The sequence below is a fragment of the Pseudomonas sp. R28(2017) genome, assembly GCF_002112505.1.
Lineage (GTDB): Bacteria > Pseudomonadota > Gammaproteobacteria > Pseudomonadales > Pseudomonadaceae > Aquipseudomonas.
In genome coordinates this window covers 24,929-40,779 of sequence record NZ_NEHW01000004.1, presented here as the reverse complement: position 1 = coordinate 40,779, position 15,851 = coordinate 24,929, and the positions used below count along the sequence as shown (strand labels likewise).

16 protein-coding genes are annotated in these 15,851 nt (G+C 62.2%); 8 read left to right on the top strand and 8 right to left on the bottom strand.

What is annotated here, in order from left to right; all coding sequences use genetic code 11:
- Positions 1–79: 79 nt before the first annotated feature.
- Positions 80–970 (top strand): neutral zinc metallopeptidase, encoded by an 891-nt coding sequence (locus CAF78_RS08185; protein ID WP_085674960.1) that lies wholly within the window; start codon positions 80–82, stop codon positions 968–970.
- Positions 971–1,147: 177 nt separating this feature from the next.
- The gene (locus tag CAF78_RS08180; protein ID WP_085674959.1) at positions 1,148–3,067 is read left to right on the top strand and encodes a methyl-accepting chemotaxis protein; all 1,920 of its coding nucleotides are present in this window, start codon (positions 1,148–1,150) and stop codon (positions 3,065–3,067) included.
- Between the two features lie 119 nt (positions 3,068–3,186).
- Here the strand turns inward: CAF78_RS08180 and ggt are convergent, their stop codons facing one another.
- The 3 genes from ggt to CAF78_RS08165 form a co-directional block, all read right to left on the bottom strand.
- Positions 3,187–4,854 (bottom strand): gamma-glutamyltransferase, encoded by a 1,668-nt coding sequence (gene ggt, locus CAF78_RS08175; protein ID WP_085674958.1) that lies wholly within the window; start codon positions 4,852–4,854, stop codon positions 3,187–3,189.
- A 117-nt stretch (positions 4,855–4,971) separates the two neighbouring features.
- Positions 4,972–5,868 (bottom strand): LysR family transcriptional regulator, encoded by an 897-nt coding sequence (locus CAF78_RS08170; RefSeq protein ID WP_085674957.1) that lies wholly within the window; start codon positions 5,866–5,868, stop codon positions 4,972–4,974.
- Positions 5,869–5,898: 30 nt separating this feature from the next.
- Complete coding sequence (locus tag CAF78_RS08165) at positions 5,899–6,489, bottom strand: NAD(P)H-dependent oxidoreductase (RefSeq protein WP_085674956.1); 591 nt, start codon at positions 6,487–6,489, stop codon at positions 5,899–5,901.
- 205 nt (positions 6,490–6,694) lie between these two features.
- Here CAF78_RS08165 and CAF78_RS08160 point away from each other — a divergent pair, with 205 nt between their 5' ends.
- Positions 6,695–7,009: a putative quinol monooxygenase gene (locus CAF78_RS08160; protein WP_027918390.1), complete on the top strand. Its 315-nt coding sequence runs from the start codon at positions 6,695–6,697 to the stop codon at positions 7,007–7,009.
- Here the strand turns inward: CAF78_RS08160 and CAF78_RS08155 are convergent.
- A complete protein-coding gene (locus tag CAF78_RS08155) occupies positions 6,999–7,763 on the bottom strand; it encodes a sulfite exporter TauE/SafE family protein (protein WP_085674955.1) in 765 nt (254 codons plus the stop codon). The two genes, CAF78_RS08160 and CAF78_RS08155, sit on opposite strands and share 11 nt — an antisense overlap.
- A gap of 78 nt (positions 7,764–7,841) precedes the next feature.
- On the opposite strand from CAF78_RS08155, the gene CAF78_RS08150 reads away from it, so the two are divergent.
- Positions 7,842–8,738: a LysR substrate-binding domain-containing protein gene (locus CAF78_RS08150; protein WP_085674954.1), complete on the top strand. Its 897-nt coding sequence runs from the start codon at positions 7,842–7,844 to the stop codon at positions 8,736–8,738.
- A gap of 53 nt (positions 8,739–8,791) precedes the next feature.
- On the opposite strand, the gene CAF78_RS08145 is transcribed toward CAF78_RS08150, so the two are convergent.
- Positions 8,792–9,199 carry a type II toxin-antitoxin system HicB family antitoxin gene (locus CAF78_RS08145; RefSeq protein WP_085674953.1) on the bottom strand — a complete coding sequence of 136 codons (408 nt, stop codon included), beginning with the start codon at positions 9,197–9,199 and terminating at the stop codon, positions 8,792–8,794.
- Between the two features lie 148 nt (positions 9,200–9,347).
- A complete protein-coding gene (locus tag CAF78_RS08140) occupies positions 9,348–9,623 on the bottom strand; it encodes a metal/formaldehyde-sensitive transcriptional repressor (protein ID WP_054886890.1) in 276 nt (91 codons plus the stop codon).
- 70 nt (positions 9,624–9,693) lie between these two features.
- Between CAF78_RS08140 and dmeF the strand changes: the two genes are divergently transcribed.
- The 4 genes from dmeF to CAF78_RS08120 all read left to right on the top strand — a co-directional run bounded on the left by dmeF (position 9,694) and on the right by CAF78_RS08120 (position 12,841).
- Positions 9,694–10,626 carry a CDF family Co(II)/Ni(II) efflux transporter DmeF gene (dmeF, locus tag CAF78_RS08135; protein ID WP_085674952.1) on the top strand — a complete coding sequence of 311 codons (933 nt, stop codon included), beginning with the start codon at positions 9,694–9,696 and terminating at the stop codon, positions 10,624–10,626.
- Positions 10,627–10,722: 96 nt separating this feature from the next.
- On the top strand, positions 10,723–11,067 hold the full coding sequence (locus CAF78_RS08130) for a cupin domain-containing protein (RefSeq protein ID WP_003258412.1): 345 nt from the start codon (positions 10,723–10,725) through the stop codon (positions 11,065–11,067).
- 297 nt (positions 11,068–11,364) lie between these two features.
- The gene (locus CAF78_RS08125) at positions 11,365–11,853 is read left to right on the top strand and encodes a type VI secretion system tube protein Hcp (protein ID WP_085674951.1); all 489 of its coding nucleotides are present in this window, start codon (positions 11,365–11,367) and stop codon (positions 11,851–11,853) included.
- 10 nt (positions 11,854–11,863) lie between these two features.
- Positions 11,864–12,841, top strand: a complete 978-nt coding sequence (locus CAF78_RS08120) for a hypothetical protein (RefSeq protein WP_085674950.1) — start codon at positions 11,864–11,866, stop codon at positions 12,839–12,841.
- Positions 12,842–13,321: 480 nt separating this feature from the next.
- Here the strand turns inward: CAF78_RS08120 and mmsB are convergent, their stop codons facing one another.
- Together mmsB and CAF78_RS08110 are read right to left on the bottom strand one after the other, a co-directional pair.
- The gene (gene mmsB / locus CAF78_RS08115) at positions 13,322–14,212 is read right to left on the bottom strand and encodes a 3-hydroxyisobutyrate dehydrogenase (RefSeq protein WP_085674949.1); all 891 of its coding nucleotides are present in this window, start codon (positions 14,210–14,212) and stop codon (positions 13,322–13,324) included.
- 10 nt (positions 14,213–14,222) lie between these two features.
- Positions 14,223–15,749, bottom strand: coding sequence for a CoA-acylating methylmalonate-semialdehyde dehydrogenase (locus CAF78_RS08110; RefSeq protein WP_085674948.1), 1,527 nt, complete (start codon positions 15,747–15,749; stop codon positions 14,223–14,225).
- Between the last annotated feature and the right edge of the window lie 102 nt (positions 15,750–15,851).

The following is a 15,851-nucleotide window of genomic DNA, read 5'->3' as shown; positions in this document are numbered from 1 at the left end:
CCAAATGGTTATGCATTAGTGCCTTTGGCTGGGGTGATCTAATATTTATCCCCATGTTTCACGCTCTGGAGAGCACCTCATGGAATGGCGAAAAGGCCGGCGCAGCGACAACGTGGTCGATGCCCGTGGCGAAGGTGGCGGCGGTGGCATGCGCTTTGGCGGCGGCAAAGGGCTGGGGCTCGGGGCGATATTGCTGATCGTCGGCATCGGCTGGCTCACCGGCCAGGACCCGCTGCAGATCCTTGGCCAGCTCGCAGGGCAGATGGACCAGCAGCAACATCAGGCAGCGCCGAGTGGCGCCGGCGGCAAGGCGCCGCCGGCCAACGACGAACAGGCGCAGTTCGTCGCCTCGATCCTGGGTGACACCGAAGATACCTGGAAGGCCCTGTTCGCCCAGGCCGGCAAGCAGTACCGCGATCCCAAGCTGGTGTTGTTCAGCGGCCAGGTGAACTCCGCCTGCGGCTTTGCCTCTGCGGCGGTCGGGCCGTTCTACTGCCCGGCGGACCAGCGGGTCTACCTGGACATGTCGTTCTTCCGCGAGATGGAAACCCGCTTCGCTGCGGCCGGCGACTTCGCCCAGGCCTACGTGATCGCCCACGAGATCGGCCACCATGTGCAGACCTTGCTGGGTGTGTCGGCCAAGGTCGATGCCGCACGACGCGGTGGCCAGCGCATGGAAGGCGACAACGGCCTGCTGGTGCGCCAGGAGCTGCAGGCTGACTGCCTGGCCGGGGTGTGGGCGTATCAGGCGCAGAAGCGCCTGAACTGGCTGGAGCCTGGCGATGTCGAGGAGGCACTGAACGCGGCCAATGCCATTGGTGATGACCGGCTGCAGCAGCAGGGCCAGGGGCGCGTGGTGCCCGACTCCTTCACCCATGGCACCTCGGCGCAACGGGTGCACTGGTTCAAGGCCGGGTTTGCCCAGGGTAACGTCAACAGCTGCGACACCTTCAGCGCGCGTAGCCTCTGAGATCTTGGGGCCGCTTTGCGGCCCCCTGCGATCACCAAAGTTACAAATCAGCTGAAAAAGCGATTCAGCTTTCCGTTCGTCGTGCCGATAACAGCAGCACGAATCAGCGGGCTCCCAGAACAACAACGCCCTGCGATCGATGATCAAGTGAGCGAATGAATTTTCTGGAGAGCGTGCATGAACAGCTGGTTCGCCAACATCAGCGTCAATCTCAAACTCGGCCTGGGCTTCGGCCTGGTGCTGTTTCTAACCGGCCTGCTGGCCCTGACCGGCTGGACCAGCCTGGGCAGCCTGATCGACCGCAGCAACTGGATGGGCGACATCGGCCAGCTCAACAAGGACCTGACCGACCTGCGCGTGGCGCGCCTGCAGTACATGATCGCCAACGGCGATGACGCCGCCGCGGCCAACACCCAGGCCAAGCTCGACGCCTTCAGCAAGCAGCAGGCATACCTGGTCACGACCTTCACCAGCCCGGCCAACGTCGTGCTGCTCAAGGAGCTGGGGCAGACCATCAGCGAGTACAAGGTGTCGCTGAACAAGATGCGCGCCGGCTACAAGAGCTCGCTGGCCGCCCGTGACGCCATGAACGTGTCGGCGGCCAAGGCCGATGACGCCATGGAAGCGCTCAGCCAGGACGTCATGTCCCGCCCCGAGGCCGACAGCGTGCGCCTGGCCCAGTACCAGCTGATCAGCAAGGCGCGCCAGCAACTGCTGCAAGTGCGCATCGATGTGCGCGGCTACATCGCCGACAACACCGCCGCCAACGAGCAGGCCGCCCTGCGCCAGCTGGACGGTGCGCTGGCCGATATCGACAACCTCAAGCGCCAGCTGCCCGCTGAAGCCCCCCGCGTGCAGCAGTTCGAGCAATCGGTCCAGGCCTACCGCGATGCCGTGCGCCAGTTCCGCGATGCGGTCGGGGCGATTACCGTTGCCCGTGCGGAAATGACCGTGCAGGGTGCCGACATCGTCAAGCGCAGCGACGCGCTGTACAAGATCCAGCTCGAGCGCCGTGACGCCGAGAGCGCCCAGGCGCGCAGCCTGCAGACCATCGCCACGCTGCTGGCGCTGCTCGCGGGCGTGATTGCCGCCGTGGTCATCACCCGGCAGATCACTCGCCCGCTGCGCGATACCCTGCAAGCGGTGGAGCGCATCGCCGCTGGCGACCTGACCCACGACCTGCGCGTTACCCGCCGCGACGAAATCGGCGTGCTGCAGCAAGGCATCGCCCGCATGGGCATCACCCTGCGCGAGCTGATCAGCGGCATCCGTGATGGCGTCACCCAGATCGCCAGCGCCGCCGAAGAGCTGTCGGCAGTGACCGAGCAGACCAGTGCCGGCGCCAACAGCCAGAAGGTCGAGACCGACCAGGTGGCCACCGCGATGCACGAAATGGCCGCTACCGTTCAGGAAGTGGCGCGCAACGCCGAGCAGGCTTCGCACGCGGCCACTGGTGCCGACGACGAGGCCCGTGCCGGTGACCGTGTGGTAGGCGAGGCGATCAGCCAGATCGAACGCCTGGCCGAGGAAGTGCACCGCTCCACCGAGGCCATGAACCTGCTGCAGCAGGAAAGCCAGAAGATCGGCAGCGTGATGGACGTGATCAAGTCGGTGGCCGAGCAGACCAACCTGCTGGCGCTCAACGCCGCGATCGAGGCGGCCCGTGCCGGTGAAGCCGGCCGTGGCTTCGCCGTGGTGGCCGACGAAGTGCGTGGCCTGGCCCAGCGCACGCAAAAGTCCACCGAAGAGATCGAAGAGCTGGTGGCCAGCCTGCAGCACGGTACCCAGCAGGTGGCCAACGCCATGCAGGGCAGCCGCACGCTGACCGACAGCAGTGTCGAGCTGGCGCGCAAGGCAGGTGCTTCGCTGGAGAACATCACCGGCACGGTGTCGAGCATCCAGTCGATGAACCAGCAGATCGCTGCGGCGGCCGAGCAGCAGAGTGCGGTGGCTGAAGAGATCAGCCGCAGCATCCTGAATGTGCGGGATGTGTCGGAGCAGACTGCGGCGGCCAGTGATGAGACGGCGGCGTCCAGTGTCGAGCTGGCGCGGCTGGGTGGTCACCTGCAGATGCTGGTCAGCCAGTTCCGCGTCTGACCTTCAGATAGCATTCGTGGGCACGCCCGCTCCCACAGGTACGGCGCAAGTTTCGGATCCTGCGCTGTACCTGTGGGAGCGGGCGTGCCCGCGAAGAGGCCGGCACTGCCCATGAAGAGCTACTTGACGATCATCCCCACCCCGCGCCCACGCGGATCCGAAGCGGTCTCAAGCTGCGCCCCGTTGACCCGGATCGCCTGGATATCGCCCATTTCCCAGCCCTGGTCCTCCAGCACATAGCCCATCTTCTTCAGTTCATCAGCCACCGGCCCGGTCAGCGGCGCGTAGCTGTCGAAGTAGATGGTGTCCTTGGGCAGCAACTGATGGTGCACACGTTGCGCCGCCACGGCCTTCTCCAGCGGCATGCCGTAGTCGTACAGGTTGTTCATCACCTGGAAGATCGAGGTAAAGATCCGCGAGCCACCCGGCGTGCCGATCACCAGCTCGACCTTGCCGTCACGGGTCATCAGGCTTGGGCTCATCGACGACAGCATGCGCTTGCCTGGCGCGATCGCGTTGGCGTCACCGCCGACCACGCCAAAGGCATTCGCAGCGCCCGGCTTGGCGCTGAAGTCGTCCATCTCGTCGTTGAGCAGGAAGCCTGCGCCCTTGACCACCACACCGCTGCCGTAATCGAGGTTGAGGGTGTAGGTGTTGCTGACCGCGTTGCCCTGCTTGTCGACGATCGAGAAGTGCGTGGTCTGGTGCGGTTCCAGGCCTGGCTTGACTTTGTCAGTTTCGGAGATGGCTTTCGGGTTGACCTGCGCGGCACGCTTGGCCAGGTAGTCCTTGGCCACCAACTGGTCGACCGGCACTTGGGTGAACGCCGGGTCGCCGAGGTAATCGGCACGGTCGGCAAACACGCGCTTCTCGATCTCCGCCAACAGGTGGATGTACTGCGCCGAGTTGTGCGCCACGCCCTTGAAGTCCGCCGCACGGTCTTCCTTGATGCCCAGCAGCTGGGCCAGGGCCACCCCGCCGGAACTCGGTGGTGGCGCGGTGTAGACCACGTTGCCGCGCCAGCTCAGGGCCATCGGCTCGCGCCACACGGCCTTGTAGTCCTTGAGGTCTTCCTTGGTGATCAGGCCCTTGTCGGCCTGCATCTGCGCCACCAGCAGGTCGGCAGTCTTGCCCTGGTAGAACTCGCTCACGCCTTTGTCGGCGATGCGTTCGAGGGTCTGGGCCATTTCCGGCTGTTTGAACAACTCACCGACCTTCATGTTGCCGAAGTAATCGTTGAAGTTGGTCGCTGTCTTGAACATGCCCTGGGCATCGTTACGGTACTGGTACTGCTTTTCGGCGACCTTGAAGCCGTTCTTCGCATAGCCGATGGCTGGGGTCAGCAGCTCGCTCCAGGGCAGCTTGCCGAATTTCTGGTGGGCTTCCCACAGGCCCATCACCGTGCCAGGCACGCCGGCGGCGCGCACGCCAACCAGGCTCAGGTTCTCGATCACCTCGCCCTTGTCGTTCAGGTACATGTTGCGGGTGGCGGCCTTGGGCGCCACTTCGCGGTAGTCGAGGAAATACGGCTTGCCGTCGACGAACAGGGTCATAAAACCGCCGCCACCGATGTTACCCGCCTCGGGGTAGGTCACCGCCAAGGTGAACGCGGTCGCTACCGCAGCATCCACTGCGTTGCCACCCTTCTTGAGAATATCGGCGGCTACCTGTGCACCATATTGATCGGGCGCGGCCACCGCGCCGCCTTCCAACGTGGCGGCATACGTCGAGGAACAGCTCAGGATCGCGGCTGCCAGAGCCAGGTACTGGAACGGGACAATACGCATGACACTTCCTTGGTGTTGTTTTTGTTGAGCAGTCAGTAAGGCTGAAGCGTCTCGACTGCGCAATCAAACGTAGGAAGTTTCGCCGCCCGTGGACAGGATCTGTCGCGTTCAGGCAACTCAGCAGGCGTACATGGCCAGCTTGCGCTGGATGAAATCGAGGAAGCACTGGATGCGCAGGGCCAGTTGCGTGTTGCGGTAGTACACCGCGTGGATCGGCTGGCGGTAGCCGTTGTTGGCCTCGCTCAGCAGCACCTCGAGGCGGCCGGTACGGATGTCTTCGTGGGTCATGAAGTGCGACAGGGCGACGATGCCCTCCCCGGCCAGCGCCAGCTGACGCAGGGTTTCGCCGCTGGAGGCGATCAATGCCGGGCGGATGCCCCAGCGGTCACCCTGGGCATGGCGCAGTGGCCACTGGTTGAGCGACTCCGGTTGGCTGAAGCCGAGCAGGCAATGGTTGTTCAGGTCTTCGACCTTTGCCGGTGTACCGTGTTGTTCCAGGTACCCCGGGCTCGCCAGCACCTGCACCGGGCTGCAGCCGAGCGAGCGGGCATGCAGGCTGGAGTCGGCGAGGTCACCGATGCGGATGGCCACGTCGGTGCTCTGCTCCAGCAGGTCGATGATCAGGTCGTCGGTGTTGAGCTCCAGCTCGATGCCGGGGTACTGGCGACGGAACTCGCCGATCCACGGCAGGATGGCGTGCAGCATGAACGGCGCAGCGGCGTTGATGCGCAGCCGCCCGGAAGGGGTCTGGCGGTTCATCGACAGGCGCTCTTCCATCTCATCCATCTGCTCCAGCACCCGGCGCGAGCGCTCGAGGAAGAAGCGACCTTCTTCGGTAAGGTCCATGCGCCGGGTGGTGCGGTTGACCAGGGTGGTGCCGAGCTTGGCCTCCAGGCGCGACAGCGTGCGGCTGACGGCCGACGGGGTCTGGCCCATCTGCTCGGCGGCGGCGGAGATCGAGCCGCAGTCGATGACGGCGACGAACACCTGGAGTTCTTCGGATCGGGTTTTCACTTATGCGCCTGTGCTTGAACCATGCAGGGATTAGATAGCCTTGCCGAACACCTTGTCCAGATGCGCCTCATAGGCTGCCAGCGCTGCCGGTACATCCGGGCGCTTCATCACGTCCACCGCGAGGAAGGTCGGCAGGCCGGTCATGCCGAGGAACTGATTGGCCTTGTGGAAGGGGAAGTACACCGCATCCACACCTTTGCCCTCGAAGAAGTCGGTCGGGTCATCGAACGCCTGCTGCGGTGCGTTCCAGGTCAGCGACAGCATGTACTGCTTGCCGTGCACCAGGCCACCGCTGCCGTACTTCTGCGAGTGATCGGAACGGGTACGGCCATCGTTGGCGTAAAGGCTGCCGTGTCCGGCGGTGAAAACATCGTCGATGTACTTCTTCACGGTCCACGGCGCGCCCATCCACCAGCCCGGCATCTGGTAGATGATCACATCGGCCCAGAGGAATTTCTCCACTTCGGCCTGGGCATCATAGCCGCCGTCGATGAAGGTCTGCTGCACATCGAAACCGGCACGGTCCAGGTGGGCCAGGGCGGCATCGTGGAGGGTCTGGTTGAGACGGCCGTCGGAGTGGGCGAACTGTTTGCCGCCGTTGAGCAGAAGGATCTTTTTCATGCTGGCCTCGAAGGTGTCGGTGGCGATCCGAGGCCTGAATGCCTGTGATCGCGTCAAGAAGATGAGGCCGGCAGATTAGAGGCTCGCGGGCGCGGGATACAGCAGGCGTGGGGCAAAATACAATTGACCTGAAGTCAAAGATCCACGAAACATTATTGCCGTAAAATCGTTTCACCCACCCTTTGCCCAATGCGAGAACCGATCCATGAGCGAGCAGCACGCATTCATCCTCAAGGCCAAGACCCGTCCGGAAATGGCCGAAGCCTTCGAAACCCTGTTCCGCGCCTACGTCGAGCCAAGCCGCCAGGAACCGGGTTGCATCGAATACCACATGCTGCGCGACCAGCAGGACCCGAGCCTGTTCGTGTTCTATGAGGTGTGGGCCGACAAGGCGGCGCTGGATGTGCACTCGGCACTGCCGCACATGGTCGAATTCTTCGAAAAACGCATGGATTACCTGGAGCGCGACTTCGACATCCAGCCGATCGTGATGCTCAGCGCCTCGTCCGCTAACCGTTGATCAGCAAATGGCCGCCCAGCGCGGCCAGGCCGATGAAGAAGCAGCGCTTGAACAGCGCAGCACTGATGCGCTGGCGCAGCCACTGCCCGGCGAGCATGCCCAACAGCGCTGGCGCCAGCATCAGCAGCGAAGCACCCAGCGCTTGCCCGCCCAGGGCATCCTGCCCGGCCAGGCCGAGGGCGAGCGCCAGGGTCGAGACCGTGAACGACAGGCCCAGCGCCTGGATCATCTCGTCGCGGCTCAGGCCCAGGCTCTGCAGGTAAGGCACCGCCGGCATCACGAATACGCCCGTGGCCGCCGTGACCACACCGGTCACCAGCCCGCAGATTGGCCCCAACCACCCTTCCCGCCCCGGCGCCACACGCAAGGCCGGGCCCACCAGCCCGTACAACGCATAGATCACCAGCGCCGCCCCCAACCCATGCACCGCCCACGGCCCGCTGTTGATGCCCAGCCAGGCACTGCCAAGCAAAGTACCGAAGAAGATCATCGCCAGCATCGGCCCGAGCCTGCGCAGTAGCGCCAGCAGATGCCCACCGGCTGCGAGCTGCCAGAGGTTGGTGAGCGTCGACGGAACGATCAGAAGGGCCGCAGCCTGCGCCGGCGGCATAGCCAGCCCCAGCAAGCCCATGGCGATGGTCGGCAGGCCGAGGCCGATCACACCTTTGACGGCACCGGCCAGCAGAAAGGTGATGACCACCAGCAGCGTCAATGCCGGGCCGATGTCCTGGTAGAAAGCGATCAAGGTATTCATGGGCGCCATGATGGCGCGCTGCGGGTGGGCTGAAAATCTGCCATATACTCAGCCAGACTCTCGCCAGGACAGAGGCAGATGCACTTCGACCTGATCGACCTCAGGCTTTTCCAGCACACCGCCGAGTGCGGCAACATCACCGCCGGCGCCCGACGTAGCCACCTGTCGCTGCCAGCGGCCAGTGCACGCATCCGCGCCATGGAGGCCTCGCTTGGCACGCCTTTGTTCGAGCGCAATCGCCGTGGCGTGCAGCCGACGCCTGCCGGGCAGGCGCTGCTGCAGCATGCGCGGCTGATCGGCCAGCAGGTCGAGCGCCTGCAGTTCGACTTGGCCCACTATGCCAAGGGCCAGCAAGGGCAGGTTCGGCTGCTGTGCAACACGGCAGCGCTGACCGAATACCTGCCGGAACTGCTGGCCAGCTACCTCGCCGACAACCCTGGGATCAGTGTCGATGTGCAGGAGCTGCCAAGCCTGCGTATCGTGCAGGCGATCACCCAGGGCATGGCGGATCTGGGCATCATTTCCACCGCAGCGCCCAGCGCGCATCTACAGACCTTGCCGTTTCGCGATGATCCGCTGGTGCTGGTAACACCGCTGCATCACCCCCTCGCCACAGAACCCGCGCCCAGCTTCGTCGATTGCCTTGCCCATGGCCATGTCGGACTGGGGGCGAACAGTGCCCTGGCGTTGTACCTGGAAGAACAGGCCCTGCGCGAAGGCCACCGCATGCAGGTACGGGTGCGCGCCGAGGGATTTGACGGGGTGATACGCATGGTCGCCGGGGGCGCCGGTATCGGTGTGGTGCCGCTGGCATCGGTGCAGCGCTGGCAGGGGGTGCTGCCGATGCACTGGGTGGCGCTGCGAGAGGATTGGGCCAACCGGCGGTTACTGTTGTGTGCGCGGGATTTTGCCGGGCTACCCGGCTATACGGCGGGGTTGGTCGAGCGATTGACGCAGGTCCACAAGGAACTATAAGGCCCTTGAGCCCAGCGCGAGGCCTGCGATGGCTTGCAAAGCAGCTCCGCTGCTCAATGCGCGAGCGCCAGCTCTCGTAGGGCGGCCGACGCTAGAAATCCGGAGCGAGAGGCATATCGATGGTCACGCTTCACTTTTTCATCGATTCGCTGCAGCAGGTTTTCCGGCAGTGTCGCGTTAAACCGTACGGCCTTCCCCAGGTACGGCGAAACATCGAAATCAACAACAGCCCAGACCCCACCGGCATACTCGGGATTCGCCACATGGACGTCGACTTCCTGCGCTTGCGGAAGCGCTTCGTTATCTGCAACCAAGCCTTCGAAATGAAGCGCCAATGCCTCCTGAACGTTCTCCAGCGCCTGGGCGACAGTTCCTCCAGCAGAGAAACAGCCTGGTACATCGGGAATGGTCACGCCGTAATCCGAATCGGCGTCCTTGTGCAATACGACCGGAAATTTCATAGCGCGTCTCCACTGCATTTACCAAAATAAAGCGCAGTACACACCATGCACACTTCAGGCGACCAGCGGATGTTTCGGTCCGCAGAGTAAGCTTCTACTTATCGCCCTGTAGGAAACCAGCCTTGCTAGCCCATACCCCCAGGGGGTATCACTTCAGATAAGACCGCAACAACGCCGCCACCTTGTCCGCCTCTTCCTGCCGTTCTTCGGCACTCAGCCCTTCCGCCACCAGGTGCTCGCGGATGTGCCCTTCCATGACCTCGGCCATCAGCCCGTTCACCGCGCCGCGCACGGCGGCGATCTGCTGGAGGATCGCCAGGCAGTCCTTGTCCTGCTCCAGCGCCGTCTCCAGGGCGGCGGCCTGGCCTTTGATCTTGCGCACCCGGGTCAGCAGCTGCTTCTTGCTCTTGATCGTATGTGCCATTCGCTTTCACACCATGCTAGGTATACTGGGGTATAGTATATTTCTCGACATTCCGGGAGCATGATAAACCATGGCGACACAAACCTCAGGCCGCTGGCAGCACAGCCACCAGTTCCACACCAGCAACCTCGGCGCCGAGCGCAAGACACGCCTGGCCGTGTGGCTGACGGCGATCATGATGGTGGCGGAAATCGCCGGTGGCTGGTTCTTCAACTCCATGGCACTGCTCGCCGACGGCTGGCACATGAGCTCGCACGCCCTGGCCCTGGGGCTTTCGCTGCTGGCCTACGCCGCCGCGCGTCGCTATGCCAAGGACCAACGCTTCGCCTTCGGTACCTGGAAGATCGAGATTCTCGGCGGCTATTCCAGCGCCCTGCTGCTGCTCGGCGTGGCCGGGCTGATGGCCTTCCAGTCGGCCGAACGCCTGCTGACGCCGGGGCCGATCCACTATGACGAGGCGATCTTCATCGCCGTGATCGGCCTGGCCGTGAACCTGATCTGCGCCTGGCTGCTGCGCGACGATCACGATCATCATCACCAAGGCCATGACCATCATCACGACCATGGCCATCACCACCACGACCTGAACCTGCGCTCGGCCTACCTGCACGTGATCGCCGATGCCGCCACCTCGGTGCTGGCGATCGTCGCCCTGCTGGCCGGCAAGTTCTGGGGCGCCAGCTGGCTCGACCCGGTGATGGGCCTGGTCGGCGCGGTGCTGGTGGCGCTCTGGGCCCGCGGCCTGCTGCGCGATACCGGGCGCGTCTTGCTGGATGCCGAAATGGACGCACCGGTGGTCGAGGAGATTCGCGAGATGGTCGCCGAACTGCCGGTGCCTGCCACCATCACCGACCTGCATGTATGGCGCGTGGGCAAGGACCAGTACGCCTGCATCCTCAGCCTGGCCACCCAGGCGGCACTGAGCGCCGACAGCGTGCGCCAGGCACTGGGCGTGCACGAGGAACTGGCCCACATCACCGTCGAGGTCAACGCGCTGGCATAGCGCGGGCAGGCAGCTGGACGTCGAGCCCAGGCAACTGCGGCTCGGCCTTTGGGCCTATGGTGACCCGTCATTCAGCCAGTCACCAGGAGTTGTGCCATGTCCGATTTCATCACCGTCCTGCGCGAAACCTGCCCGACGCCGGTCGTGGACGCCACCAAGTGGAAGCGCATCGGCGGCGATCCGCACACCGTCAACCTCAACGCCTACCTGTCGGCCGACGGCAGCAAGATCATGGGTACCTGGATCTGCACCCCGGGCAAGTTCGAGGTCAATTACGAGAAGTGGGAGTTCTGCCACTTCCTCGATGGCTACTGCATCATCACCCCGGAAGGCGAAGAGCCGAAGCACCTGAAAGCGGGCGATGTGTTCGTGATCGAACCGGGGATGAAGGGTACCTGGGAAGTGGTCGAGACTGTGCGCAAGTACTTCGTCTTCGCCTGATTTTCTTTTGCCAGAACGATGTAAGCCCTGTGGGAAGTGCGAAACTTCCTACAGGGCCACCACCATAATTAACATCATGTTTAATACCCGTAGTAGAAGTGCATAAACCCAGTGATGCACAGTTACATCTCCTGACAAACACATTCAGACATAATCCCCTTTTTGTAGTCCTTTTCTGAATTGCATTTTTCCGCCCCACAGCCTATTGCCCTCGCACTCTCCCAGACCTAGCCTGCACTGATCGCCCGAATCGCCGGGCAGTATGGCCCATTCAAAATAATGTCAAGGAGAGTAATCATGGCATTCGACGCCTACATTCAGATCGACAGTATTCCAGGCGAAGCACTGGACGAAAAATACAGCAAATGGATTGAAGTGCTGGGCTACGACTTTGGCGTCAGCCAAAGTACATCAGCCACAGCCAGTTCCGCAGGCGGCGCAACATCAGGCAGGACGTCCGTCACCAACTTCACTTTCACCAAGTACCTCGACAGCGCCAGTTGCAAACTGATGGAAGCCAGTTGCACAGGCCAGCATCTGAAAGAAGTGAAGCTCGCCCTCTGCCGTGCTGGCGGTGACAAACTGAGGTACTTCGAAGTCATCCTCGAAGAGGTGATCATCGCGGAGTATTCGCAGGCCGTGGACTCAGGGGTGCCACTGGAAGTGGTGCAACTCAATTACGGGCGCATCAAGACCACTTACACCCAGCAGCGCCGCCAGGATGGCAGTGGCGGCGGTAATATCGCCGGGGGCTGGGACCGTATCGGCAACAGAAAATACGCGTGAGGGTGCTGCCATGTCTGAAGCTCGCGCGTACCTCAACCACAAGCTGCAAAATTATCACAGGCTGAAGTCCGACCTGGCGCTGACCGGTCATTCCCTGGAAAAGTTTGACGTATTGAATTCACACATTGCCAATACAGTGGTCCGTAGCGGTGAACTAATCATCATCGGCGACCCCACCACAGCTTCCTGCACCAGCCAAGAGGCCTGGATGATGAGGCAAGCGACCATTGCGCATTTGGGGCTGATGCGCAACGGCCAAGGTGTGGATAACTTTTTTCTGGACAATTTCGAGACATTGAAAAGCCTCATCGCGCATGCGTCCATAGGCGCTGGTGTGGTCAGTGAAGGCTGGAGCAAGCACCTGAAAGCGATCGAAGCCACTTTGATAGATATCGAGAAGCTGCATCAACGGCATCTCGGGTCAGGAACCATGGCGGCTCGCGATCAGTTCTATGCAAAGCGTGCCGCCTTGTTCATGAAACTGGATGAGCAGTTGGACAAGCTGGCTGCTTTCGGTTCTGGTCTAAGGAACAAAAGCTCGATCAAAAGGACGCTAGGGATATCCACAAAGAGTTATTTACATACAGGCGAAATTGCAGGATATGCTAACAAAGTATCAGGCGTGGCGACAGCTGCTAATTTGATAAAGAAAGGAACGTATGTCGGGATTGCGTTAGATGTCGCTGCTACCGGATTGGAGATACATAAAGCCTGTACGCTCGGACGCGAGGAGGAATGCAAAAAGGCGCAGTATGTCGAGGTTAGTTCATTAACCTTGGGCTTGTTTGGTACTACTGCTGGGGCAGCCAGTGGCAAGCTTCTTCTTGGTGCTGCTTGCAGCGTGGTGTTTGGCGTAGCGACAGGTGGAACCGGAGCACTCGCTTGTGGGATATTCGGCGGTACAGTGGGGGGAATGGCAGGCGGAAAATTTGGGAATAAAGCAGGCGCCTGGGCTGGGGAACTTCTATACGAGGCAGTAGCAAAATGACAATCATGCACTGGATTTTTTTAGTCTACAGCATGACAGTCACAGTTTTACTTTTCTTGAACTTGGCATTAACGACATGTATCGCTCATCGAAAAATTGATTACATTGAAGGATTTTTATTAAATTGCACTGCAATAACCGACGAAAAAAAACTCTGGCTGCATGCAGGCTTGATGGGGAAATTCTTTCGACTAACGAATATATCATTCATTCTGCTCATTCCTAAAATGTATGCACGAAAAAACCTCATTGACATCAAGGAAATAAACAATCTACCTTCAAAAATCAAGACCCTCCTAATCTTCCTAGGCTCCTCGCTTTTGATATTGACTATCGCATTTTTTGGTTTGGGAGTTTTCATGCATTACTTACCCCCCTTACCTAAATAATGCTCAAAAAACATCGCAGTACGGGCCCCCTCCCCTCTGGTGCGCAGTTACAGAGGGAAGGCCGCCCGGCCCGCGATGAAGTCCTCGCTCGTCAATCCTTCTTGCGGTAACCCTCGACGATCGCCGAGAAGTCCTTGCCGCCGTCACCACGCAGGCTCATGGCCTGGTACAGCTGCTGGGCCACAGCCCCCAGAATCACTGGCTGATGCGCCTGGCGTGCCGCTTCGGTGGCCAGCCCCAAGTCCTTGAGCATCAGTTCGGCGCCAAACCCACCGGTATAGCCACGCGACGCCGGCGCAGTCTCGATGATGCCCGGCCACGGGTTGTAGGTATCCGAGCTCCAGCAACGCCCGGTCGAGCTATTGATGATCCCCGCCAGCACCTTGGTGTCGATGCCCAGCGCGCTGCCCAGGGCCATGGCCTCGGACACGCCGATCATCGAGATGCCCAGCAGCAGGTTGTTGCAGATTTTGGCGATCTGCCCGGTACCGACCTCGCCGCAGTGCACGATGTTGCGGCCCATCTGCGCCAGCACCGGCTGCAGCGTGGCGAACAGCTCGGCGCTGGCGCCGACCATGAAGGTCAGGGTGCCCGCCGCCGCGCCGCCCGTGCCGCCGGAGACCGGCGCATCGCCCATGTCGACGCCTTTGGCCGCTGCAGCCTTGGACACCTCGCGGGCGGTCTGCGGGTCGATGGTGCTGCAATCCACGGTCGGGGTGCCTGGGCGGATGCCGGCCAGCACGCCCGTGTCTTCATCCAGGTAGACGCTGCGCACATGGGCCGCCGCCGGCAGCATGGTGATCACCAGCTCGCTGCTGGCCGCCGCGTCCCGAGGCGAGGCGCTGACCTGCCCGCCCAGTTCGGCGAGCTCGGCCAGCACGGTCTTGTTCAGGTCGAACAGGTTCAACGGGTGCCCGGCCTTGATCAGGTTGCGGGCCATGGGCGCGCCCATGTTGCCCAGGCCGATGAATGCGATACGCATGGCGTTCTCCTTAGCGCAGGCTGATGGTGGTGTTCACACCGTCATTGACGCTGTCGTCATCGAACCAACGGGCGGTGACGGTCTTGGTCTGAGTGTAGAACTGCACCACTTGCTTGCCGTACGGGCCGAGGTCGCCGAGCTTGGAGCCGCGCGAGCCGGTGAAGCTGAAGAACGGCACCGGTACCGGGATCGGGATGTTGATGCCGACCTGGCCGATGTCGATCTCGCTCTGAAACTTGCGCGCCGCCGCACCGCTCTGGGTGAACAGGCCGGTGCCGTTGCCGAATGGGTTGGCGTTGACCAGGGCGATGGCTTCATCGAGGGTGTCGACTTCCAGGGTGACCAGCACCGGGCCGAAGATTTCCTGGGTGTACACCTGCATGTCGGTCTTCACCCCGGAGAACAGGGTCGGGCCGACGAAGTTGCCTTGCTCGTAGCCCGGCACCTTCACGCCGCGGCCATCGAGTTCGAGTTTGGCGCCTTCCTGCACGCCGCTTTCGATCAGGCCCAGCACACGCTCCTTGGCGCGCTTGGAAACCACGGGGCCGACATCGGTGCCCGGCTCGCAACCGGCGTTGACCTTGAGCTTGCTTGCGGCTTCCTTGATGTCCGGCAGCCAGTCACGCGCCTTGCCTACCAGCACCGCCACCGAGGTGGCCATGCAGCGCTGCCCGGCTGCGCCGAAGGCGGCACCGACCAGGGCGTTGACGGTTTGCGTGCGGTTGGCGTCGGGCAGCACCACGGCGTGGTTCTTCGCGCCCATCATCGACTGCACGCGCTTGCCGTGCTGGCTGGCCAGGTTGTACACGTGGGTACCGACTTCGGTGGAACCGACGAAGGAAATCGCCTTGATGTCCTGATGGGTGCAGATCGCATCCACCACCTGCTTGCCACCGTGTACCACGTTGAGCACGCCCGCCGGCACCCCGGCTTCCAGCGCCAGCTCGACCAGCAGCATGGTCGACAGCGGGTCCTGTTCGGAAGGCTTGAGCACGAAGGTATTGCCGCAGACGATGGCCATCGGGAACATCCACAGCGGGATCATTGCCGGGAAGTTGAACGGGGTGATGCCAGCGCACACGCCGATCGGCTGGCGCAGGGTGTAGGTGTCCACGCCACCAGCGACGTTCTCGGCGAACTCGCCCATCTGCAGGGTGCCGATGGAGGCTGCGTGCTCGACCACTTCCAGGCCGCGGAAGATATCGCCTTCTGCGTCGGCGAGGGTCTTGCCCTGCTCGGCGCTGAGCACCTGGGCGATGCGCTTGGTGTGTTCGCGGATCAGCGCCTGCAGCTTGAGCATGATACGCATGCGTGCACCGATCGGGGTGTCACGCCAGGTCTTGAAGGCGCGCTGGCCAGCCGCCACGGCGGCGTCCACTTCTTCGACGGTGGCGAACGGTACCCGCGCCAGCACCTCTTGGGTGGCCGGGTTGACGATATCGCGCCATTCGCTGGTCTTCGACTCGACCCATTGGCCGTCGATCAGCAGCTTGACCTGCTCGACCTTGGTCTTGTCAGGGGATTGTGGGGCGTTCATCTGCGTTCTCCTTGGAATTATTGTCAGGACGAGATCGCCGGCGCCGGGCAAACGCGAGGTGGCGCCTTGGGGCTTTTTTCGAGTATAGATGTGCAAACATCC

What these genes read in the sequence shown, in the direction of transcription:
- CAF78_RS08180 (WP_085674959.1), top strand. Translation starts at nt 1,148, where the DNA reads ATGAACAGCTGGTTCGCCAACATCAGCGTCAATCTCAAACTCGGCCTG.
- CAF78_RS08185 (WP_085674960.1), top strand. Translation starts at nt 80, where the DNA reads ATGGAATGGCGAAAAGGCCGGCGCAGCGACAACGTGGTCGATGCCCGT.
- dmeF (WP_085674952.1), top strand. Translation starts at nt 9,694, where the DNA reads ATGGCGACACAAACCTCAGGCCGCTGGCAGCACAGCCACCAGTTCCAC.
- CAF78_RS08110 (WP_085674948.1), bottom strand. Translation starts at nt 15,749, where the DNA reads ATGAACGCCCCACAATCCCCTGACAAGACCAAGGTCGAGCAGGTCAAG.
- CAF78_RS08140 (WP_054886890.1), bottom strand. Translation starts at nt 9,623, where the DNA reads ATGGCACATACGATCAAGAGCAAGAAGCAGCTGCTGACCCGGGTGCGC.
- mmsB (WP_085674949.1), bottom strand. Translation starts at nt 14,212, where the DNA reads ATGCGTATCGCATTCATCGGCCTGGGCAACATGGGCGCGCCCATGGCC.
- CAF78_RS08165 (WP_085674956.1), bottom strand. Translation starts at nt 6,489, where the DNA reads ATGAAAAAGATCCTTCTGCTCAACGGCGGCAAACAGTTCGCCCACTCC.
- CAF78_RS08145 (WP_085674953.1), bottom strand. Translation starts at nt 9,199, where the DNA reads ATGAAATTTCCGGTCGTATTGCACAAGGACGCCGATTCGGATTACGGC.
- CAF78_RS08150 (WP_085674954.1), top strand. Translation starts at nt 7,842, where the DNA reads ATGCACTTCGACCTGATCGACCTCAGGCTTTTCCAGCACACCGCCGAG.
- CAF78_RS08155 (WP_085674955.1), bottom strand. Translation starts at nt 7,763, where the DNA reads ATGAATACCTTGATCGCTTTCTACCAGGACATCGGCCCGGCATTGACG.
- CAF78_RS08160 (WP_027918390.1), top strand. Translation starts at nt 6,695, where the DNA reads ATGAGCGAGCAGCACGCATTCATCCTCAAGGCCAAGACCCGTCCGGAA.
- CAF78_RS08130 (WP_003258412.1), top strand. Translation starts at nt 10,723, where the DNA reads ATGTCCGATTTCATCACCGTCCTGCGCGAAACCTGCCCGACGCCGGTC.
- CAF78_RS08120 (WP_085674950.1), top strand. Translation starts at nt 11,864, where the DNA reads ATGTCTGAAGCTCGCGCGTACCTCAACCACAAGCTGCAAAATTATCAC.
- ggt (WP_085674958.1), bottom strand. Translation starts at nt 4,854, where the DNA reads ATGCGTATTGTCCCGTTCCAGTACCTGGCTCTGGCAGCCGCGATCCTG.
- CAF78_RS08125 (WP_085674951.1), top strand. Translation starts at nt 11,365, where the DNA reads ATGGCATTCGACGCCTACATTCAGATCGACAGTATTCCAGGCGAAGCA.